The organism is Amycolatopsis sp. NPDC003861 (genome assembly GCF_053605405.1).
In genome coordinates this window covers 1-21,297 of the sequence record NZ_JBSGJD010000173.1, presented here as the reverse complement: position 1 = coordinate 21,297, position 21,297 = coordinate 1, and the positions used below count along the sequence as shown (strand labels likewise).

At 70.9% G+C, this 21,297-nt stretch carries 18 protein-coding genes; 6 read left to right on the top strand and 12 right to left on the bottom strand.

All coding sequences use genetic code 11. The features are described from left to right. Positions 1 to 81: 81 nt before the first annotated feature. From ACWEVN_RS32995 to ACWEVN_RS32955, 9 genes are all read right to left on the bottom strand, one after another. Positions 82 to 432 (bottom strand): hypothetical protein, encoded by a 351-nt coding sequence (locus tag ACWEVN_RS32995; protein ID WP_449681606.1) that lies wholly within the window; start codon positions 430 to 432, stop codon positions 82 to 84. Beyond that, positions 429 to 1,184, bottom strand: coding sequence for a LytR/AlgR family response regulator transcription factor (locus ACWEVN_RS32990; RefSeq protein WP_310977538.1), 756 nt, complete (start codon positions 1,182 to 1,184; stop codon positions 429 to 431). The genes ACWEVN_RS32995 and ACWEVN_RS32990 overlap by 4 nt, the downstream gene beginning before the upstream one ends. Beyond that, a complete protein-coding gene (locus ACWEVN_RS32985; protein ID WP_310977537.1) occupies positions 1,181 to 2,227 on the bottom strand; it encodes a sensor histidine kinase in 1,047 nt (348 codons plus the stop codon). Before ACWEVN_RS32985 ends, ACWEVN_RS32990 begins: the two co-directional genes overlap by 4 nt. Positions 2,228 to 2,275: 48 nt before the next feature. Next, on the bottom strand, positions 2,276 to 2,971 hold the full coding sequence (locus ACWEVN_RS32980; RefSeq protein ID WP_449681604.1) for a hypothetical protein: 696 nt from the start codon (positions 2,969 to 2,971) through the stop codon (positions 2,276 to 2,278). 205 nt (positions 2,972 to 3,176) lie between these two features. After that, on the bottom strand, positions 3,177 to 4,172 hold the full coding sequence (locus ACWEVN_RS32975; RefSeq protein ID WP_310977535.1) for an ABC transporter substrate-binding protein: 996 nt from the start codon (positions 4,170 to 4,172) through the stop codon (positions 3,177 to 3,179). A 39-nt stretch (positions 4,173 to 4,211) separates the two neighbouring features. Further along, positions 4,212 to 5,258, bottom strand: coding sequence for an ABC transporter permease (locus tag ACWEVN_RS32970; RefSeq protein WP_449681603.1), 1,047 nt, complete (start codon positions 5,256 to 5,258; stop codon positions 4,212 to 4,214). Further along, on the bottom strand, positions 5,255 to 6,019 hold the full coding sequence (locus ACWEVN_RS32965; RefSeq protein WP_452053869.1) for an ATP-binding cassette domain-containing protein: 765 nt from the start codon (positions 6,017 to 6,019) through the stop codon (positions 5,255 to 5,257). Before ACWEVN_RS32965 ends, ACWEVN_RS32970 begins: the two co-directional genes overlap by 4 nt. Further along, complete coding sequence (locus ACWEVN_RS32960) at positions 6,016 to 7,053, bottom strand: class I mannose-6-phosphate isomerase (protein WP_452053868.1); 1,038 nt, start codon at positions 7,051 to 7,053, stop codon at positions 6,016 to 6,018. The genes ACWEVN_RS32965 and ACWEVN_RS32960 overlap by 4 nt, the downstream gene beginning before the upstream one ends. After that, positions 7,050 to 8,033: a LacI family DNA-binding transcriptional regulator gene (locus tag ACWEVN_RS32955; protein WP_449681650.1), complete on the bottom strand. Its 984-nt coding sequence runs from the start codon at positions 8,031 to 8,033 to the stop codon at positions 7,050 to 7,052. Before ACWEVN_RS32955 ends, ACWEVN_RS32960 begins: the two co-directional genes overlap by 4 nt. 285 nt (positions 8,034 to 8,318) lie before the next feature. Here ACWEVN_RS32955 and ACWEVN_RS32950 point away from each other — a divergent pair, with 285 nt between their 5' ends. The 3 genes from ACWEVN_RS32950 (at position 8,319) to ACWEVN_RS32940 (ending at position 14,506) form a co-directional block, all read left to right on the top strand. After that, positions 8,319 to 11,549: a GH92 family glycosyl hydrolase gene (locus tag ACWEVN_RS32950; RefSeq protein WP_452053867.1), complete on the top strand. Its 3,231-nt coding sequence runs from the start codon at positions 8,319 to 8,321 to the stop codon at positions 11,547 to 11,549. Further along, positions 11,546 to 13,924: a GH92 family glycosyl hydrolase gene (locus tag ACWEVN_RS32945; RefSeq protein ID WP_452053866.1), complete on the top strand. Its 2,379-nt coding sequence runs from the start codon at positions 11,546 to 11,548 to the stop codon at positions 13,922 to 13,924. The genes ACWEVN_RS32950 and ACWEVN_RS32945 overlap by 4 nt, the downstream gene beginning before the upstream one ends. A 216-nt stretch (positions 13,925 to 14,140) precedes the next feature. Further along, the gene (locus ACWEVN_RS32940) at positions 14,141 to 14,506 is read left to right on the top strand and encodes a DUF3817 domain-containing protein (RefSeq protein WP_449681599.1); all 366 of its coding nucleotides are present in this window, start codon (positions 14,141 to 14,143) and stop codon (positions 14,504 to 14,506) included. A 62-nt stretch (positions 14,507 to 14,568) separates the two neighbouring features. Here ACWEVN_RS32940 and ACWEVN_RS32935 read toward each other — a convergent pair whose 3' ends face one another. Beyond that, the gene (locus tag ACWEVN_RS32935; RefSeq protein WP_004562932.1) at positions 14,569 to 15,069 is read right to left on the bottom strand and encodes a MarR family winged helix-turn-helix transcriptional regulator; all 501 of its coding nucleotides are present in this window, start codon (positions 15,067 to 15,069) and stop codon (positions 14,569 to 14,571) included. Positions 15,070 to 15,148: 79 nt separating this feature from the next. Here ACWEVN_RS32935 and ACWEVN_RS32930 point away from each other — a divergent pair, with 79 nt between their 5' ends. Next, positions 15,149 to 15,454: a thiamine-binding protein gene (locus ACWEVN_RS32930; RefSeq protein ID WP_449681598.1), complete on the top strand. Its 306-nt coding sequence runs from the start codon at positions 15,149 to 15,151 to the stop codon at positions 15,452 to 15,454. On the opposite strand, the gene ACWEVN_RS32925 is transcribed toward ACWEVN_RS32930, so the two are convergent. After that, entirely contained in the window at positions 15,455 to 15,844 is a 390-nt protein-coding gene (locus ACWEVN_RS32925) for a hypothetical protein (protein ID WP_449681648.1), read from the bottom strand. It abuts the gene before it with no gap. A 285-nt stretch (positions 15,845 to 16,129) separates the two neighbouring features. Between ACWEVN_RS32925 and ACWEVN_RS32920 the strand changes: the two genes are divergently transcribed. After that, positions 16,130 to 17,104, top strand: a complete 975-nt coding sequence (locus tag ACWEVN_RS32920) for a tetratricopeptide repeat protein (RefSeq protein ID WP_449681597.1) — start codon at positions 16,130 to 16,132, stop codon at positions 17,102 to 17,104. A gap of 49 nt (positions 17,105 to 17,153) precedes the next feature. On the opposite strand, the gene ACWEVN_RS32915 is transcribed toward ACWEVN_RS32920, so the two are convergent. Beyond that, positions 17,154 to 18,587: a neutral zinc metallopeptidase gene (locus ACWEVN_RS32915; protein WP_449681647.1), complete on the bottom strand. Its 1,434-nt coding sequence runs from the start codon at positions 18,585 to 18,587 to the stop codon at positions 17,154 to 17,156. 132 nt (positions 18,588 to 18,719) lie between these two features. Here ACWEVN_RS32915 and glgP point away from each other — a divergent pair, with 132 nt between their 5' ends. Then, complete coding sequence (gene glgP, locus ACWEVN_RS32910; RefSeq protein WP_449681596.1) at positions 18,720 to 21,248, top strand: alpha-glucan family phosphorylase; 2,529 nt, start codon at positions 18,720 to 18,722, stop codon at positions 21,246 to 21,248. Positions 21,249 to 21,297 lie beyond the last annotated feature (49 nt).

The window sequence follows — 21,297 nt, the reverse complement described above, 5'->3', positions numbered from 1 at the left end:
CTTCCGATCTGGTGCGTCCAACGCACCGAACGCCACATTGGGTGCGTTGGACGCAACCAACGCCACATTGGGGCGCTTGGGTCACTGGTCGTCCTCGAGGCGCTCGGCGCGGCGCAGCTGCCAGCGGGCCAGCAGCGCCATCGCCGGGTAGGGGAGGACCGCGAGCATCAGCCAGGACACCGGAATCCCCAGCAGCCGCACGGTGTCCAGGCCCGGGAAGAGCGCGAAGACGCCGGGGAGGCCGAGCAGCAGCAGGAACATCAGGACCAGCGCGGGGATGCCGCGGCGGCGCTGGGCGGCGTAGAGCGCGGTGGCGCGCTGGGTGTCGCCCGCGGGCAGGCGGGGCTGGCGCCAGCGTCCGCGCGATCGGCGGCGCGCGTGGGCGAGGCGCGTCTGCGGGCTGGTGACGGCGACCCGCCGGATCTTGCTCATCGCGGATCGGACCCGAGCTGGCCGCGCTGGGCCGCTTCGAGCAGCCTGTCCCGCAGATCCCGCGCGTGCCGGCGGCTCACCGGGACGTCACCGGCCTCGGTGTGGGCCAGCAAGCCGCCCGCGGTGTCGCTGCGCAGCTCCAGCACCGCGCCCACGGCCAGCAGGAAACCCCGGTGGACCCGGCTGAACCCGGTCCCCTCCCAGTACTCCTCGAGCCGCGAGATCGGCATCCGCACCAGGTGGACCCCGCCGCGGGTGTGGAGGCGGACGTAGTCGCCGTGGGCCTCCACGAACAGCACGTCGTCACGGCGGACGTACCGCGTCCGCCCGCCCGACTCGACCGGCAGCGCCGCCATCGCGTCCGGCGTCGGCCGGGACGCCGGGGTCGCCATCCGCAGCACCTTCGCCAGGGCCGCCGACAGCCGTTCCGTGCGGACCGGCTTGAGCAAGTAGTCGACGGCGCCGATGCCGTACGCCGTCACCGCGTGCCCGTCGTGCGCGGTGACGAACACGATCACCGGCGGCTCGCTCAGCTTCGCCAGCAGCGACGCGAGTTCGAGCCCGTCGAGGCCCGGCATCGAGATGTCGAGGAACACCGCGTCGAAGCGATCCGCCTGAAGCAGCTTCAACGCCTTCAGCGCGTCACCCGCTCCGACGACTTCGCCGACTTCGGGCGCTTCGCGGAGCATGCGGCAGAGTTCGTCCAGCGCGGGCGGCAAGTCGTCGACCGCGAGCACGCGGAGCCCGGTCACGGCAGCACCCCCGGCTGGAACCGCGGCACCCGCACGATCACCCGGGTGCCCGCGCCGACCTCGGTTTCCACGGTGAGGCCGTACCAGGCGCCGTAGACGTCCCGCAGTCGTCTGTCCACATTGGCCAGTCCGAGCCCGGCCGGGTCGTCCTCGCCGACGCGCCCGGCCAGCAGGTCCGCGGCCCGTTTCGGGTCCATGCCGACCCCGTCGTCCTCGACGAAGATCACGCAGTCGTTCCCTTCCGCCTGGCCGTGCACCTGGACCTGCCCGGTGCCCGACCGCGGCTCGATGCCGTGCCGGATCGCGTTCTCCACCAACGGCTCCAGCACCAGGTAGGGCACCGCGACGGCGAGGATCTCCGGCGCGACCCGCACCTGGACGCGCAGCCGTTCGCCGAGCACCGCCTTCTGCAGCGCGAGGTACGTCTCGATCGCGCGGAACTCCTCGGCGACGACGGTGTACTCGCCGTGGCGGGCCAGGCTGTAGCGGGTGTAGTCGGCGAAGTCGAGCATCAGGTCGCGGGCGCGGTCGGGGTCCGAGCGCACCAGCGACGCGATGACCGTCAGGGCGTTGTAGACGAAGTGCGGCGACATCTCCGCCCGCAGCGCCCGCAGTTCGGCTTGGGCCGCCTGCTCCGCCGACGCCTCGAGCCGCCCCCGCTCCAGCGCCTGCACGACGAGGTCGGCGGCCTGGGCCGCGACCGCGTCCCGGACGTCCCCGACGACCAGCAGCGCCCCGGCCAGCTCGTCGCGGACGTGCAGCGGCAGCACCAGGACGTCCGGCGCCGAGCCGGGTTCTTCGCTGTGGAGCACGCCGTCGAGCACCGTCGCGACGACCGCGTCCGGGCCCGGCCGCCCCGACCACAGCAGGGACCCGGACAGGTCGGTCAGGCCGAGTCCCGGGAAGCCGAAGAGCCGGCGCAGGCGGTGGGCGGCGCGCCGGGCGGGCATGCCGGACAGGCCGTCGCGCAGGTCGTCGGTGATGCGGCGGGCGGCGGCGAGCACCGGCAGCGGGTCGGCGCGGGACGCCGGGCGCAGGTGCACGGTCGGGCCTCCCCTCGGCGGCGGTGTCCAGGGCAGTAGATCCTACGGCTACGCGGGCCCGTCGCGGTCGGCCAGCACCTGGGCGTGGCGGCGGAACCGGCGCCAGGTGCGGTAGTGGTCGAGCGCCGTCACGGTACCCAGGAGGCTCGCGTTCGCCGGGTAGGGCCGGTCCGGCAGCGAAATCCACCCGGTCGTGCGAGTCTCCTTGACGGCCACCGGCACCGGCCGGAACGTCGTCGGGTCCAGGCCGTCGCTGTGCCGGACGACCTCGTCGAAGAACCACGCCGAGGTGATCAGCGCCAGCACGCCGCGGGAGCCCTTGAGCGCCTCCTTCAGCGGCTGGGCCTCCAGCAGCCGGAACGTCTGGTTGATCGCCGGTGCGGTGACGCCGTGGTCGTCGTAGGCGATCTCGCCCGCGTGCAGCGCCATCCGCAGCCGGATCCGGGCGCCGGGGTCGTGCGTGCGGTTGTGCCGGTGCAGCGCGACGGCGAGCGCGGCCGGCAGGAACTCCACGAAGAGCCCCTTGGGGATTTCCGGTGGCACGAGGACGAAGACGCCGTCGCCGCAGTCCTCGCGCCGGCAGGCCGCCCACGGGACGCCGGCGTCGTCGAACGCCCGGCAGAGCGCGCGGTACAGCCCGCGGCGCAACGCCAGCCGGTGTGGGGTGGTCCTGCGCTGGTCGCCGTAGCCCTCGACGTCCACGGCGAAGATCGTCCGGTGCAGAGCCGGTTGTTCGTACTTCATCGCACCCTCCCTGCGATCATGCATCAGGTAGTGCAAATGCATGTGCAGATGAGTGTGTCGTGGGACACCCGTCCGGGGAAACGGGTGCTGTGGTGAGCGGTTCCCCCACCGCGGTGACCGGCAGGCGATGTTCACCGGCGGTGAACACGCTGGTCAGGAGCCTGCGGGCGGTGCGCACACCACCCGCAGGACCCTGACGGACGCCTCAGCAGCTCTGCTTGTAGAAGTACTGCGAGTTGGCGTCCATGTCCGCCTTGGTGATCGAGTGCAGTTCCGCGGTGAGGGTCCGCGTCACCGGCTTGCCCTCGATCGCCGCGACCGCCTGCTGGACGCCCTGGGTGCCGATCGAAGCCGGGTCCTGGGCGATCAGGGCCTGGTACTGGCCGTTCTTGAGGCCTTCGACCTCCGACGGGCTCGCGTCGAAGCCGATCAGGTTGACCGCGCCGACCTTGCCCGCGTTGCGCAGGCCGGTGGCCGCGCCTTCGCCGGTGTTGAGGTTGGTCGCGAAGACGCCGATCAGGTCCGGGGTCGACGACAGGGCCGCCGTCACCTTGGCCGCGGCCTGCTCCGGCTCGTTCTGGGTGAACTGGATGCCGATCGACTTGAGGTTCGGCGAGTTCTTCAGCTCGTCCTCGAACCCCTTGGCGCGCGCGGCGGTCGTGGACGTGCCCGCGATCGTGTCGAGCACCAGCACCGAACCGCTCTTGCCGCCGGCCAGCTTGGCCATCGTCTGGGCCGCGAGCTTGCCGCCCGCGGCGTTGTCCGACGAGATCGACGAGACGGCCACGCCGGTGTCCTTCAGCGCGGTGTCGACCTCGACGATCTTCGTGCCGCGCGCCTTGACCTGCTGGATCGGCGCCAGCATCGCGGTGTCGTCGGTGGGGGCGATGAGCAGCGCCGCCGGCGGGTTCGCGCCGAGGGCGTTGACCAGCTGGGTCTGCAGGGGAGCGTCGAACTTTTGCGGCGCCTGGGTGGTCAGCTCGTAGCCGAGCTTCTTCGCTTCGGCTTCGGCGCCGCACTGCAGCGAGATGTAGAACGGCTCGGCCTGCACCCCCGGGATCAGCGCGAGCTTCTTGCCGCCGACCGGCTGGGCCGAGTCGCCGGACCCGCTCTGCCCGACCGTGCCGGAGCCGCACGCGGACAGCAGGGCGGCGGCGGAGACCACGGCACCCATGGCGGTGAGAGTCTTGGTCAGTTTCATAAGCACCTCGTTGTACTTGGGGGACTGTAGGTGTGGGACTCAGCGGGAATTGCGGCGACGGCGGCGGCGCTGGTCGAACCAGACCGCGGCGACCAGGACCCAGCTGACGATGAACATCTGCCAGAAGTCCTGGACGTGGATGATGTTGAAGCCCTTGCGCAGCACGGCGGGGATGAACACCCCGATCACCGTGCCGAGGATCGTGCCGACCCCGCCGAACAGGCTCGTCCCACCCATCACGACCGCGGCGATGGCGTTGAGGTTGTCGGTGGTGTGCCCGGAGATGGTGGTCGAGTTGTAGTAGGCCAGCGAAAGGAACCCGGCGATCCCGGCCAGGAACCCGGTCAGCGTGTACACCTTCAGGAGGTGCCGGGTGACGCCGATGCCCGCGCGGCGCGCGCCCTCGGCGTTGGACCCGACGGCGAAGGTGTACCGCCCGAACTTCGTCGTCCGCAGCAGCCACGCGCCGATCACGGTGATCACGATGGCCACGATCACCAGGTTGGGCACGATGCCGAAGGACGTGCCGTAGCCGAGGGTCTTGGTGAGTTCCGCCGGTACGGTGCGCAGGTCGGAGCCGCCGTTGAGCAGGTACGCGGTGGCCAGCGCGGCCCCCATGGTGCCGAGCGTGACGATCAGCGCCGGGATCTTCGCCACCGCGACGAGGACGCCGTTGATGACGCCCCAGATCGTGCCGGTGACCACGGCGACGACCAGGCCGACGATGATCACGCCCCAGCCCGCCTTCGACGCGTCGCCGCCGGACATCGCCTCCATCACCTTGCCCGCGACCATGCCCGCGAGGATCAGCACCGAGCCGACCGAGAGGTCGATGCCCGAGGTGATGATCACGAACGTCATGCCCACCGACAGGATGAGCAGGACCGAGGACTCGATGAACAGCGTCTGGAAGGTGAACAGCGTCGGGAAGCTGTCCGGCGCGATGGCGCTGAACAGCACGACCAGGGCCAGCAGGACGAGGCCGATCCAGAACGTGTTGGCCTCGATCAGGCGCTTGCCCAGCGGCCGCTTGCCGAAGCCCGCGTCGGGTGCTTCCTGGATGTCCTCCTTCACGGGCGCGCTCATGCCGCCTCCTCCTGCACGAGGGCGCCGGTCATCGCGGCGACGAGGTCTTCGAGCTTCGTGTCCGCCCCGGTGAACCGGGCCACGCGCTTGCCGAGCCGCAGCACCTCGACGCGGTCGGCGACCGACAGCACCTCGGGCATGTTGTGGCTGATCAGCACGACGGCGATGCCCTTGTCGCGCACCTTCTTGATGACGTCGAGCACGCGCTCGCGCTGCACGACACCGAGAGCGGCCGTCGGCTCGTCCATGAACACGACCTTCGACGCCCACACGACCGAACGCGCGACGGCGACGCTTTGGCGCTGCCCGCCGGAGAGCGAGCCGATCGGGACGTCGGTGCTCTGCAGCGTCACGCCGAGGCGCTGGAACTCCTCGATCGCCTGCCGCCGCATCTCGTTCTTGTCGAGCATGCCGAGCTTGCCGAGGAGGCCTTTGCGGTGGATCTCGCGGCCGAGGAACAGGTTGGCCGCCGGGTCGAGCTCGGGAGCGACGGCGAGGTCCTGGTAGACGGTCTCGATGCCCAGCCGCCGCGCGGTCGTGGGGGAGTCGAGGTGAACTTCCGCGCCGTCCAGGAGGATCTTCCCCGACGTCGGCTGCTCGGCGCCGGAGAGGCACTTGACCAGGGTCGACTTGCCGGCGCCGTTGTCGCCGATCAAGGCCGTCACCTCGCCCGCGCGGGCCTGGAACGACGCGCCGCGCAGGGCTTCGACGGACCCGTAGTGCTTGGTCAGGTCGATCGCGTCCAGCAGGATTTCGCTCATCCGTGCCTCTCCTCCGGCGCCGGCGGGCGGCAGCGGATCACCGTCGCCGTGCCGGACAGCTCGGTCTGGCCGGCGTCGAACGGGACGACGTAGGTGTCGCCCTTCGCCAGCGCGTGCTCGCCGCCGTGCTCGGTGCGCAGCGTGCCTTCGCCGTCGAGGACGACCAGGACCGCGAAGGACGGATCGAGTGACAACGTTGTCGCCTCGTCGGTGCGCAACTGTTCGGCTCGGAAGAACCGCTCCGAGCCGCCGGCCAGGAGGTCCACAGTGGACGCGCGGTCGCCCGCGGTGCGCTTGATGATCGTGTCCAGGCGTTCGGCGTCCCAGCCCGAGGTGTCGAGCGCCTCGATGGCGGTGTCGAAGCCGAGGCCGAGGTGACCCTTCTCCGGCGACGCGAGGAAGTCGCGCCACTCGATGGTGAGCGAGAAGTCGGTCGGCTGCTGCAGTTCGACGACGAACACGCCTTCGCCGATCGCGTGCGGCAGCCCGGCCGGGATGTAGACGGTGTCGCCCGCGGACACCGGGATGCTGTTGAGCGCGCCCAGCATCGACGGCACGTCCTGCTCGTGCGTCCACTCGGACACGGTCGCCTTCGACAGCGTCTCCTTGAAGCCCGGGTAGACGCGCGGGTCGTCGCCGTAGGTGCCGACCACGATCCACGCCTCGGTCTTGCCGAAGTGGGAGTCGAAGTGCCGCTTCGCGAACGTGTCGTCGGGGTGGAAGTGCACCGGCAGCCGCTGGCCCGCGTCGAGGAGCTTGACCAGCAGCCCGGTCGACGTCCCGAGCGCCTCGACGTGCTTCGCGCCGAGCCAGCCGTTGGCGTTGGCTTCGACGGCGTCCCGCAGCCAGGCGCCGTCGGGCAGCCTGGTCAGGCCGTTGGTGTCCTGGCCGAACATGGTGCTCACCGAGGCGACCCAGTCCTCCGGGCCGAACTTCTTGTCCGAGGACGCGCCGCGCAGCGCCGCGATGGCGTCGCCGCCGCGGTAGAACTGCGGCGGCTGGTTGGCGGCGAGCCGGATCGGTTCGAGGGTCACGGGGCGACCTCACCGGAACCACGGGCGACGAGATGCACGGGCAGGACTACCTTTCTGGGCGGGGACTGATCTCCTTGGACGCGGGCGAAGAGCAGCTCGGCCGCGGCGTGGCCCAGAGCGCTGACGTCGTGGGCGACCACGCTGACCGGCGGGTTCAGCAGGTCCGCCAGCTCGAAGTCGTCGAACCCGATCATCGCCGGGCGGTGCTCGGCGTGCGCGAGGGCGCGCAGGAGGTGCACGGCGACCCGGTTGTTGCCCGCGATCACCGCGGTGGCGGCGTCCGGGCCGTCGAGCAGCCGCTTGACGGCGTCGCCGACCGAGTCCGGCGTCGGCGTCCCCATCGAGACCAGCGACTCGTCGTAGGAGATCCCGTTGCGCACGCAGCCCTCGCGGAACCCGCGCAGGCGCTCGGCCGCGGTGAAGATGTCCGGGCTGTCACCGAGGAAGGCGATCCGCCGGTGCCCGTGCCGCGCCAGGTGCGTGACGGCTTCGACGGTGCCGCCGAGGTTGTCCACCAGCACGGTGTCGGCCACGATGTCGCCGGCCGGCCGGTCGATGAACACCACCGGCGTGCCCGCGCGCATCTCCGGCACCAGGTAGCCGTGCTGCAGTCCGGCCGGGACGACGAGGATGCCGTCCACCCGCCGCGCGCAGAACTCCAGGACGAGCTCGCGCTCGCGGTCGGAGTTCTCCTCGGACGAGCCGGTGAGCACCTGGCGCCCGAACGACGTCGCGATGCGCTCGACCGCGCGGTTGAGCTCGGAGTAGAAGGGGTTGCCGACGTCCTCGACGATCAGCCCGATGGTGCCGGTCGTCGACCCGCGGCGCAGGTTCCGCGCACCCAGGTTGCGCCGGAACCCCAGCTGCTCGATGGCCGCCATGACCCGTTCGGCGGTGTCGGGGTGCACCGCCGGTTCGTCGTTGACCACGCGCGAGACGGTCTTGATGCTCACGCCCGCCAGCCGGGCCACGTCGCTCATCGTGGCCCGCCTGCTCGCGGTGCGCGTGCTGCCGTCCCGGTCCCGGCCCAGAGGAGACAACGTTGTCATAGTGACCGGGATTGAACTCCCCGACCGGCGCCTTGTCAACGTTTGGTGCGTGGATTGTGCCGATTCGGCGCCGCGATCGGCTGAATGCGGGTGTCCGGAAGTGGACAGGTCTTGACGTGTCCCTTGACTGCTTGGTGAGCCGCTGCCCAAGGTGGCCCGGCGCGACAAGGTTGTCATGTCACCGGTTTCCGTCGCGCTGGACGAGGTGGAGAGGCGATGGCCATGGCGCGAGCGCGCTTCAGAGCCGGTTTAACTTTCCTGACCCTGGCGGTGACGGCAGCGGTGGCTCCCGCTGTGCCCGCCGCGGCGGCGACCAGTATCGATTACGCGAAGTGGGTCAACCCCTTCGTGGGCACCCGCCCCGGCGGGGCCGACCACGGCACCGGGGGCGGGGCCGGAAACACGTTCCCGGGCGCGGTGGCGCCGTTCGGGATGGTCCAGTGGAGCCCGGACACGGTGAAGTCCCAGCCGGGCGGCTACTTCTACGACGACAACGCGCTGACCGGGTTCAGCCTGACGCACCTGTCCGGCGCGGGCTGTTCGACCTACCAGGACATCCCGTTCATCCCGTATGTCGGTGAAGTGACGACTTCGCCGGCGACGGACCCGGGGCACTACACGTCGAAGTTCTCGCACGCCAACGAACACGCGACCGCGGGCGCCTACGACGTCACCCTCGACAGCGGCGCGAAGGTCGAGCTCAGCGCGACCCAGCGCACCGGCTCGGCGCGGCTGACCTACCCGGCCGGCGCGTCCTCGACGCTGCTGGTCAACACGTCCGGCTCGGTCAACGGCACCGACGACGCGTCGATCACCATCGGCAAGGACACCATCAGCGGCTGGGCCACCAGCGGCCGCTTCTGCGGCGCGCGCAACAGCTACCGCGTCTACTTCTCGGCCAAGTTCGACACGCCGTTCGCGTCGATCGGCACCTGGAAGAACGGCGCCGTGACGCCGAACAAGGCCGCCGAAACCGGCGGTGCCAAAGCGAAGGTGGCGCAGCCCAACGGCGTCGACGCCTCGATCGCGCGCACTGCCACCGCCAAGCAGCAGAACACCACCGTCAGCGGCCCGGGCAGCGGCGGGTACGTCACCTTCGCGAACCTCAACGGCGCCCAGGTGAACGTCCAGGTCGGACTGTCCTTTGTGTCCGTCGACGGCGCGAAGGCCAACCTCAAGGCGGAGAACACCGGCAAGTCGTTCGACAAGGTGGCCGCGGGCGCGCGCAAGGCGTGGAACGACCAGCTCGGCAAGATCGCCGTCACCGGCGGCTCCGACGCCGACCTGACGACGTTCTACACCTCGCTGTACCACTCGCTGATCCAGCCGAACGTGTTCTCCGACGCCGACGGCCAGTACGTCGGCTTCGACGGGCGGATCCACAAGGCCGACAAGGGCCACGCGATGTACACGAACTTCTCCGGCTGGGACATCTACCGCTCGGAAGCCCCGCTCCTGGCGACGATCGACCCGAAGGAGACGTCGGACATCGTCCGGTCGATGATGGCCTACGCCGAGCAGGGCGGCTCGTGGGACCGCTGGACGGTCGCGAACGACTACACCGGCGTCATGAACGGCGACCCGTACCACATCATCGTCTCCAGCGCGTACGCGTTCGGGGCGCGGGACTTCGACGCCCAGAAGGCGTTGCTGCTCATGATCAAGGGCGCCACCCAGCCGACCCAGGGCTACACCGAACGGCCCGGTCTCGACGACTACCAGAAGCTCGGGTACGTCCCGGGCGCCGGCGCGGACACCCTGGAGTACACCAGCGCCGACTTCTCCATCGCCCAGTTCGCGAAGCGGCTCGGCGACAGCGCGACGTACACGACGTTCATGAAGCGCGCGCAGAACTGGCAGAACCTCTACAACCCGGGGACCGGCCACCTGCAGCCGCGCAACGCGGACGGCTCGTTCTCCGGCACCTACGACCCCGCCAGCTCGCAGGGCTGGGTCGAGGGCAACGGCGCGCAGTACGAGTGGATGGTGCCCTACGACCTCGGCGGCGTCGTGACGGCGTTCGGCGGGAACACCGCGACGCAGTCCCGGCTGGACACCTTCTTCACCCAGCTGAACGCGGGCACCCAGGAGCCGTACGCCTTCATGGGCAACGAGCCGAACTCCAACGCGCCGTACGTCTACTCGTACGCGGGCGCGCCGGCCAAGACCCAGGCGATCGTGCACCGCTCGATGGACGAGCTGTACAACCCGCGTCCGGAGGGCCTGATCGGCAACGACGACCTCGGCCAGATGTCGGCCTGGTACGTCTGGTCCGCGCTCGGCATCTACCCGGAGATCCCGGGCCGCGCCGAAACGCTGCTGGTCACCCCGCGCTTCGAGAAGGCCGTGCTCACCACCGGCGCGGGCAAGAAGATCACCATCAACGCGCCGGGCACCGGTGACTACGTGGGCAGCCTGAAGGTCAACGGCTCGGCCGCGGCGAAGGCGTGGCTGCCGGAGGCCCTGATCTCCAGTGGCGGCACGCTCGACTACACGCGCTCGGCCACGGCGACCGCGTGGGGCAGCGCGGCGGCCGACGCCCCGCCGTCGTTCCGCGAGCAGGAGAAGCCGAGCCTGTCCTTCGTGGACCCGGCCCGCGCGGTGACGCCCGCGGGGTCGGCGTCGAAGGCGTCCGTGGGCGTCCAGGACCTGTCCGGCACCGCCCGGACCTGGACGTACTCCGCGGGCAGCGTCGACGGGATCACCCTGACCCCGGCGACCGGCAGCATCGCGGTGCCCGCCGCGGGCAAGGCCCAGGCCGAGCTCACGGTCAGTGTCCCGGCCGGGCTGGCCGACGGTGCCCGCCGCATCCCGGTGACGTTCTCCGCTCCGGGCGTGGCTTCGTCGCAGGCGGTCCTGACCGTGCTGGTGGCTCAGCCGAACAGCTGGCTGGCCACAGTGAACAACGCCGGCATTTCCCCGGACGCGAACTCCGGCGCGGCCAACTTCGACGGCGGCGGCTGGAGCTACTCGGCCGACGCCCTCGCCGCGGCCGGGGCCACCCCGGGCAGCACGGTCACCAGCGACGGCATCAAGTTCACCTGGCCGTCGTTCCCGGCCGGGGACCCGGACAACGTGGTCGCCGGCGGTCAGACGGTGAACGTGAGCGGCTCGGGCCGGCTGGCGCTGCTCGGTTCGGCGTCGAACGGCAACGCGTCGGGCACGCTGACGGTGACCTACACCGACGGCACGACGTCCACCGCGACCATCGGGTTCTCCGACTGGACCCTCGGCGGCGGGGGCGCGCAACCGGCGTTCGGCAACCGGATCGTGCTGTCGACGCCGTACCGCAACGCTTCGGGCGGCGACCCGCAGCAGATCCGCACGATGGTGTTCGGGACCACCCCGATCACTCTCGCCGCGGGCAAGACGGTCGCCAGCGTGACGCTGCCGGCCAACGTCAGCGGCGGTGCCCTGCACGTCTTCGCGATCGGCATCGGTGCATGAAACGCAAAATGCTGGCGGGCTTCCTGACGCTCACCGCGGTCGCGACGGGGCTCAGCCCCGCCGCGGCCGCGGCCGGCGGGGACGCCCTGGACGCGGTCAACACGTTCATCGGCACGCAGGACGAGGGCAACACGTTCCCGGGCGCCTCGGCCCCTTTCGGGATGACCCAGGTCAGCCCGATCACCTCGCACTACGCCGGTTACCGCTACACCGACACCGCGATCCGCGGGTTCGGGCATTTCTTCCTGTCCGGTGCGGGCTGCTGGGAGCAGGGCGGCCTGGTCTCGACCCTGCCGACTACCGGGGAAGTGGGTCCCGGCAAGGCGTTCGACACGAGCAAGCCGTCCACTTTCGACCAGAAGCAATACGCGGCGTCGTTCACCCACGACGGCGAGGTCGGCAAGCCCGGCTACTACAAGGTGCACCTGACCGGCTACGGCGGCGTCGACGTCGAGACGACCGCGGCGACGCGGGCCGGGGCCGAGCGGTACACGTTCGCGAAGTCCGGTGACGCCAACGTCTTCGTCAACGTCGGGCAGGCCAACGACAAGGAGCCGGTGACCGGCAGCAGCATCCGGGTCGTCGACGACCGGACCGTCGAGGGCACCGTGGAGTCGCAGGCGTTCTGCGGTGGCAAGGCCTACACGACGTACTTCACGACGAAGTTCGACAAGCCGTTCAAGGCGTTCGGCACGTGGTCGCCGTCCGGTGGCACACCAGGCTCGCGGACGTCGGAAGGCGGCGCGGGCCTGCGGGGCGCGTGGCTGACGTTCGGTGGCGGGCAGGTGACCGCGACCACGGCCATCTCCCAGGTCGACGCGGCCGGTGCACGGGGCAACCTGGCCTCGGAGCGCATCCGGTCGTTCGACGCGGCCAAGGACGCGGCGCAGCGCACCTGGCGCCGTGAGCTGTCCTCTGTGGACATCAAGGGCGGCACGACCGACGACCGCACGGTCTTCTACACCTCCCTCTACCACGCGCTGTTGCAGCCGCTGACGGCCAACGACGCCGACGGACGCTACTTCGGCTTCGACAAGAAGATCCACCGCGCGGTCGGCTGGACGTACTACGACTTCTTCTCGCTGTGGGACACCTACCGCACGCAGAACCAGCTCCTCGCCTTGCTGCGGCCCAGCCGGGCGAAGGACATCGCGAAGAGCATCCTGGCCATCCACGACCAGGGTGGCTGGCTGCCGCGGTGGGCGTACGCGAGCCAGGAGACGAACACGATGACCGGCGACCCGGTCACGCCGTTCCTGGTCGACCTGTGGCGCTTCGGTGCGTTGTCCGGCGAAGAGATGCACGCCTACCAGGCGCTCCTGCAGAACTCGCGGGAGATCCCGCCGGCGTCCTCGCCGTTCCAGGGGCGCTCGGGCAACGCGAGCTACCAGAAAGACGGATTCGTCCAGTACGACCCGGATTTCCCGAAGAAGGGGCAGGACACCGACCCGAACCACGGGGCGTCGGCCACCTTGGAGTACGCGCTCGGTGACTGTTCGCTGTCGCTGATGGCGGCCGCGCTCGGCAAGAAGGACGACGCGGCGGCGTTGGCGGCGAAGGGCCGGACCTACCGGACGCTGTGGGACGCCACCCAGGCCGACCGCGGCTTCACCGGCTTCTTCCGGCCGAAGGTCCTCGGCGGCGCGTGGTTCTCGCCGGCCGACAAGCCGTACAGCCCGCAGAGCCAGGACGGCTTCCACGAGGGCACGGCCTGGCAGTACCAGTGGCTCGTCCAGCAGGACGTGCCCGGTCTGGTGCAGCGGATGGGCGGCCCGGCGGCCACCGGGAAGCGCCTCGACGACTTCTTCGCCTACGACGAACTGGTGAAGGACCCGGCGACCGCGGTCCGCGAGAACTGGGTGGTCGGCCCGTACGACTATTACGACCAGTTCCGCTACAACCCGAACAACGAGCCGGACCTGCACTCGCCGTGGATGTACGCGCTCACCGGGCAGCCGTCGAAGACGTCGACGGTGGTGCGGGCGGCGCACACGCTGTTCACCAACGCGCCCAACGGCGTCACCGGGAACGACGACCTCGGCACGATGTCGGCCTGGTACGTCTTCAGCGCCCTCGGGTTCTACCCGGCCGTCCCAGGGACTGGGAATTTCGTGCTCAACGCGCCGCGTTTCGCGAAATCCGTTCTGCACCTGGAGAACGGGCGGGACATCACGATCAAGGCGCCGGGCGCTTCCGGTTCGGCGCTGCAGTACGTGTCGGGCCTCAAGGTGGATTCGCGCGCCAGTGACCGCGTGTACGTCGGCGTGGACCAGCTGAAGCGCGGGACGACGCTGGACTTCGGCCTCACCTCCGACGCGACGGCGAAGTGGGGGACGGCACCGTCGTCCGCCCCGGCTTCGCCCTGCGCCGGGTAGCCCGGCGACCGCTCACGGCCGTGGTTCAGACCACAGTGGACCACGGTCGTGAGCATCGTCACGGGCCCCGGTGTTCCCGTGAGGGCCGTCACGCCTCACACTGGTATCAGCACGTCCGACAGCGCCGTTGACGTCCATGGCAAGTCCGCCTTGGACGGTGTGTCGGGCGTTTTCTCGTGCCAGTACCAACGTGGTGAGACCCCACAGGAGGAAGCAGTGTCCAGCAAGGCCGCTCTAGTGTTCCGCGTGGCCGCAGTAGCCGAAGCCCTCTCCTGGGCCGGGCTGCTGGTCGGGATGTTCCTCAAGTACGTCGTCCACTCTTCCGGCGAGGGCGGCGTTCCCGTCCTCGGCATGGTGCACGGCGTGATCTTCGTCCTCTACGTGGTGATCTCCCTGTCCGTGGCGAAGCCGCTCGGCTGGCGCCCGAAGACGCTGGTCCTGGCCCTGCTCGCGAGCATCCCGCCGCTGTTCACCTGGCTGTTCGAGAAGTGGGCGCTGCGCAACGGCAAGCTCGACGGCCCGCAGCGGCTGTCCCACGGCGGTGTCGGCCTGTTCCAGGTCAAGGAACCGGTCGCTGCCTGATCCCGGAATGTGAGAAGGGGCCCGCACTCGGCGAGTGCGGGCCCTTTTCCGTCGTCGAGCGTTTACTCGCTGAAGTCGCCGGCGGCGCGGCGGACCTTGGTCAGCAGGTCGGTCAGCTGCTCGGTCTGCCGTTCGGTGAGGCCGCTGAGCCCGAAGTCGATGGCGGTGACGGCTTCGGTCGCGGCCTCGCGGCGCTTGCGGCCCTCGTCGGTGATCTCCACCAGCGTCGTGCGGCGGTCGGTCGGGTGCGGGACGCGCTTGACGAGCCCGTCGCGCTCGAGCCGGTCCACTATGTTGGTGACACTGGTGGGGTGCAGCTGGAGCCGCTCGCCCATCACCCGCATCGGCAGGCTGGCGCTGCGGGCGAAGGTGAGCAGCACCAGCGCTTCGTACCGGGCGAAGGTCAAGCCGTGCGGCTTGAGCGCGCCGTCCACCGCGGACTGGATGATCTGCTGGACCCGCATCACCCCGGTCACCGCGGCCATGGTCCCGGAGGGCCCGATCCGGTCCTCCCAGATCCGGGCCGCGCGGGCGATCGGGTCGAACGGCAGCGGACGGTTCATGACACGCGAAGTTACCAGCGGGTACCGGCGGGTGTCGCACGACTGGCGGAAATGACCACCGAAGAAGGGACTTCCGAGCATGATCGTCGCGTTCAGCGTGAGCCCGTCCGGCGGGGATCCTGACGGCGGGGTGAGCGAAGCCGTGGCCCGCGCGGTGAAGGTCGTCCGCGACTCCGGGCTGCCCAACTCGACCAACGCGATGTTCACGAACATCGAAGGCGAGTCCTGGGACGAGGTCATGGACGTCGTGAAGCGCGCGGTCGAGGCCGCGGGCGAGGGGTCGTCGCGGGTGAGCCTGGTGCTGAAGGCGGACATCCGGCCGGGCTTCTCCGGCCAGCTCGAGGCCAAGGTGGACCGGGTGGAAGCGCGGCTGCGCGACTCCTGACTAGGGGAGGGGCGGGGTGAAGGCGACCGTCCACCGGCCGTCTTCGCTCGTCACGGTCAAGGGGTAGGCGAACGGCTTCCCGTCGCCGAGCGCCCCGGAGACGGTGGCCCGCGTCGGCTCGCGCGCGTCAGGCCCCAGGTCGACGCGCACATCGTGCACCCCCCGGCCGGCGAGCACGGAGACGTAGTCCTTCGCGAAGTCGTCCCCGCCGGAGCCGGGGTAGTCGAGCAGATCGGCGAAGGCATCGGCATCGTGCCCCGAGAGGGCGGCGGCGAGCTTGTCCCGCAATTCGGCGGGCGAGCCCGCCCCGGGGTCCGGTTCGTGCACGATGAGCAAGGTCACCGCGCCAACCCACACAACGGCGGCCGCGATCGACAGACCCACCTTCACGTCACGCCGGATGTGCACCCGGCCGAGCCTGCCCCAGCGCCGCCGTCCTGCCAAGCGGACGGGCCGGGGGTGCGCAAACCCGCGGCGCGCGGTCCGAAATCGTCGGTGCCGGTCGATAGGCTGGATACCGGGGGCCGGAGGCGCCCGCGGCTCGGAACCCACGCAGCCGTCGCGAGGAACCCGGCCGCCGCACCCCGCCGCCGTCCCCACCGCCGGAACGTGCCAGACCCTGGACACCCCGGGCACCCGGTGAAACTCCTCCGGCGCCCGTGCCAGGATGGAACCGTGACACAACCACGCGGATCTGCAGCGAAGTCAGCGGCCCTGTCCGCCGCCCTTTCCGGCGCGGTCGACCTGTCCGCGCTCAAGGCCCGTGCCGAAGCGGCGCAGCGGCAGCCGGCCCCGTCCGCCGGCCCGGCCGGTGGGGGCGACGGGCCGCCGCGGCCCGCCTCGGGCGCGGCCGTGATCGATGTCACCGAGGCCACCTTCCAGGCCGAGGTCGTGGAGCGGTCCCTGCACCAGCTCGTGGTCGTCGACCTGTGGGCCGAGTGGTGCGGCCCGTGCAAGCAGCTGTCCCCGGTCCTCGAGCGGATGGCCGCCGAGTCCGGTGGCGCGTGGGTCGTCGCGAAGGTCGACGTCGACGCGAACCCGCGGATCGCGCAGCTGTTCGGCGCGCAGTCCATCCCGACGATCGTCGCCATCGCCGGCGGCCAGCCGGTCGACGCCTTCTCCGGCGCGCTGCCCGAGCCCGAGATCCGCAAGTGGATCAACGCGCTCCTGGACGCCCTGCGCGACAAGCTGCCGGGCATCCGCGACGCCGAGGCGGCCGGCGGTCCGGTCGAGGAGCCGGAAGACCCGCGCTTCACCGAGGCGGAAGAGGCCTTCGAGCGGGGCGACTTCGCCGCCGCCCAGGCCGCCTACGAGCGCATCCTCGACGTCGAACCGGCGAACGAGCTGGCCAAGAACGCCCTGGCCCAGGTCAAGTTCACCGCCCGCGCCGAAAGCGCCGACCCGGACGCCCGCGCCAAGGCGGACGCCGACCCGTCGGACCTGGCCGCCCAGCTGGACGCGGCCGACCTGGAGATCGCGGCCAACGAGGTCGAGGCGGGCTTCAAGCGCCTGATCGACACGGTCCGCCGCACCGCGGGCGAGGACCGAAACAAGGTCCGCGAGCACCTGGTGGCCCTGTTCGACCTGTTCGACCCGGCCGACGACCGCGTCATGAAGGCCCGCCGCGACCTCGCGAGCGCCCTCTTCTAGCACACGAGAAGGGCCCCCACCGCGTGGTGGGGGCCCTTCTCCGTGACACCTAGGCGTAGGACTTCGAACAGACCGACGAACCCTCGAGGTAGCCCTTGCGCAGCGCCTCGACCCGGTCGAAACCGCTGTCCGGGCGTTTCCCGTTGACGTCCGCCGACACGAGGCTCTCCGGCTGCAGCAAGTCCGCGATGGCCTCGTCGAGGTCGCCCGCCGACAGGCGCAGGTCGCCCGGCCGGTTCGTGAACGCCGCCCACGCCCCCACCAGGCAGGCCGTGCGCAGGCCCGCGTTCGCGTTGTCGATCGACGCCCCGACGCCCTTCTGGATGCCCAGCGCGTAACGCGCCGCGACCTCCGAGAACGCCGCGAAGTCACCCATGCCGCCCGGGTCCTCGCCCTTCATCTCGGCCTCGCGGTCGATCGGCTGGGCGAGCTGGGCCAGCTTGGCCAGGTCGATGCTCACGGTGTTGTCGCCCGGGCAGTACGACGCCGGCGGCGTGGTCTGGCAGCTGCCGCCGTCGGTGATCTCCGGCGCGGCCACCCCGGCGCCCTTGAACGCCTCGTCGAGGCTCTTCTTCAGCAGCGCGACCGTCTGTTCGTTGAACTTCGCGTCGCCCTTGCCCTTGTCGCCCTTGTCGAACGGGCGCTCGGTCAGCCGGGGCTTGACGTTCTGTTCCGTCATCCCCGCGCACTCCTTGGGTCCCTTCTCGAACCCGGCCTGGAACGCGTAGGTGCGGTCGAACGCCGTGCCGTGCGCGCCCTTGTCGGCGGCGCTGGTGCCGGCCTGGTCGCGGATCAGGAACATCGACGCCATCACCTGGTTCAGGCCCTCGGACGTCGACACGCGGTAGTACTTGCTCTTGTCCTCGGCGACCCAGCGGAAGTAGCCGCCGGCGAAGCAGTCGGCCTGCTGCTCCTTGACCACGGTCGGGGTGTTCTTCGCGATCCCCGCCTTGTCGCCGAGCCGGTACTGGACGGCGTGGCCGAACTCGTGCGCGAGCACCACGACCACCGACATCGGGCCGAACCGCTGGCGCAGCATCGGCAGCAGCACGCCGCGGTCCCACGCCACCGAGTCGTCGACCGGGCAGTAGAACGCGTTCACGAGCTTCTTCACGCTGCCGCAGCCGGTCTTCTCGGTGTCGGTCTGCGCGTCGTAGGACAGCAGCGACTTCACCGGCTCGAACTGCTGGCCGAAGTTCGCCGGCAGCATCTCGCCCCAGTAGGTCTGGACGTCGTCGATCGCGGCGGTGGCGAGCTTGTCGTCCTCACCGCCGTCGGCGTTGCGGACGTTGAGGCTCGGCGTCGGCGCGTCCGGCTTGAGGCCGCTTTCGAAGTGCGTCACCGGCAGCCCGGAGACCGAGCCCGCGCCGGTGTCCTTGGCCGGGTCCCCGCTCGCGCCGCCCTTGCTGTTGCACCCGCTCACGGCGACGGCCGCGACGGCCAGCAGCGCGACCAGCGCCCGCCGTCCTCCCCCTGGGATCATCAGTTCCACTCGCTCTCGTGCCCACCCGGTACCCGACGGCAGGACCATACCCAGGGCATACGCGCAGCGTGCAGGTAATCCCCGAACTCCTCCCTGCGCACCGGCGCCCGTGGCCCGATATCGTCGCTTCCCATGCGTGCAGTCCGCCGGTTCACCGTCCGCGCCAGCCTCCCGGATTCGCTGTCCGGCCTGGGCGCGCTGGCCACCAACCTGCGCTGGACGTGGCACCCGCCGACGCGTGACCTGTTCGCGTCGATGGACGCCGAGCTCTTCAACGCCGTGCGCGACCCGCTGCGGATGCTCACCGCGCTGCCGCCGGCCCGCCTCGACGAGCTCGCCGTCGACGACGACTTCCTGGAGCGCGCGAGAACCGCCGCCGAGGACCTGGAGAAGTACCTGTCGGAGCCGCGCTGGTACCAGCAGCGCGACGACGACGGCCTGCCGCCGGCGGTGGCCTACTTCTCGATGGAGTTCGGCGTCACCGAGGCCCTCCCGAACTACTCCGGCGGCCTCGGCGTGCTGGCCGGCGACCACCTGAAGGCCGCGTCCGACCTGGGCGTGCCGATGGTTGGCGTCGGGCTGCTCTACCGCAACGGCTACTTCCGGCAGTCGCTGTCGCTCGACGGCTGGCAGGTCGAGCACTACCCGGTGATCGACCCGAACGCCTTCCCCCTCGAACTGCTGACCGCGGGCGGGCGGCCGGTGCTGATCGGCGTCGCGATGCCGGGCGGGCGCGAGCTGTGCGCGCAGATCTGGCAGGCCCGGGTCGGGCGGGTGCCGCTGCTGCTGCTCGACACCGACACCGAAGCCAACGACGAAGACCTGCGCGGCGTCACCGACCGGCTCTACGGCGGCGACGCCGACCACCGGCTGCGGCAGGAGATCCTGGCCGGCATCGGCGGCTTCCGGGCGGTCCGGAAGTACTGCGAGCTGACCGGGCACCCGCAGCCCATGGTGTTTCACACGAACGAGGGACACGCGGGCTTCCTCGGCCTCGAACGCGCCCGCGAGATCGTCCAGGCCGACGGCCTCGCGTTCGACGAGGCCATGCCGGCGGTGCGCGCCGGGACGCTGTTCACCACGCACACCCCGGTCAGCGCGGGCATCGACCGGTTCCCGGTCGACCTGGTGCAGCGCTACTTCGCCGACGGCCGCCTGGTGCCGGACATCGACCCGCGCCGCGTGCTCGCGCTCGGCGCCGAGGACAACCCCGGCCTGTTCAACATGGCGCACATGGGCCTGCGGCTGGCGCAGCGCGCGAACGGCGTCTCGCAGCTGCACGGCCGGGTCACGCGCAAGATGTTCTCCCGGCTGTGGCCCGGGTTCGACCACGACGAGGTGCCGATCTCGTCGGTGACGAACGGCGTCCACGGCCCGACGTGGGTGGCCCGCGAGCTGAGCACGCTGCTCGGCCGCGAATGGGGTCTCGACGTCGGCGAGGGGCCGTTGCGCGACGGCGTCTCGGACGCCCAGCTGTGGGAACTGCGGCGCGAGCTGCGCGAAAAGCTGGTGCACGAGGTGCGGCGCCGGGTGCGCGCGGCGTGGCTGCAGCGCGGCGCGTCGCCGCTGGAGCTGGGCTGGGTGGACTCGGTGTTCGACCCGGACGTGCTGACCGTCGGCTTCGCCCGCCGCGTCCCGACGTACAAGCGGCTGACGCTGATGCTGCGTGACCCCGAACGGCTGCGGACGCTGCTGCTGCACGAACAGCGGCCGATCCAGGTCGTCGTGGCGGGCAAGTCGCACCCGGCGGACGAGAACGGTAAGCAGCTGATCCAGCAGATCGTCCGGTTCGTCGACGGCGCGGACGTCCGGCACCGGATCGTCTTCCTGCCCGACTACGACATGTCGATGGCGCGCTACCTGTACCGCGGCTGCGACGTCTGGCTGAACAACCCGGTGCGGCCGCTGGAGGCGTGCGGGACGTCGGGGATGAAGTCGGCGCTGAACGGCGGCCTCAACCTGTCGATCCGCGACGGCTGGTGGGACGAGTGCTACGACGGCAGCAACGGCTGGGCGATCCCGACGGCGGACGGCGTCGCCGACCCGCTGCGCCGCGACGACCTCGAGGCCGCGGCCCTGTACGAGCTGCTGGGCCAGCAGATCGCGCCGCTGTTCTACGACCGCTCTTCCGACGGCGTCCCGACCGGCTGGCTGTCGATGGTGTGGCACACCCTGGAGACGCTCGGCCCGCGGGTCCAGGCGTCCCGGATGGTCCGCGAGTACGTCGACAACGGCTACCTCCCGGCATCCCGCACGGTGGCGGCGGCAACGGGCGACGGCTACCGCGGCGCGCTGTCGCTGGCGGACTACCGCACGAAGCTGGAGGTGTCGTGGCCGCGGCTGCGCATCTTCGACTCGGAGCTGCTGGTGGAGGCGACCGAGCCGCTGGTGGTGGGCACCGAGGTGACCATCCGGGCCCGCATCGACCTGGCCGGCCTCGACCCGTCCGAAGTGGACATCCAGGCGGTGGTCGGCCGCGTGGCCGACGACGACGAGCTCCGCGACCCGGTGACGGTCCCGATGACCGAGGACGGCATCGGCGCGTTCGCGGCCCGCGTGAAGCTGCCCCGGCCGGGGGCGATCGGGTACACGGTCCGGGTGCTGCCGAGGCACGGCCTGCTGGCGACCCCGGCCGAGCTGGCGCGCGTGGTCCTGGCCTGACCCGCCCGGCGGGGGCGGCGCGGAGGTCACCGCGCCGGGCTCCGCTGAG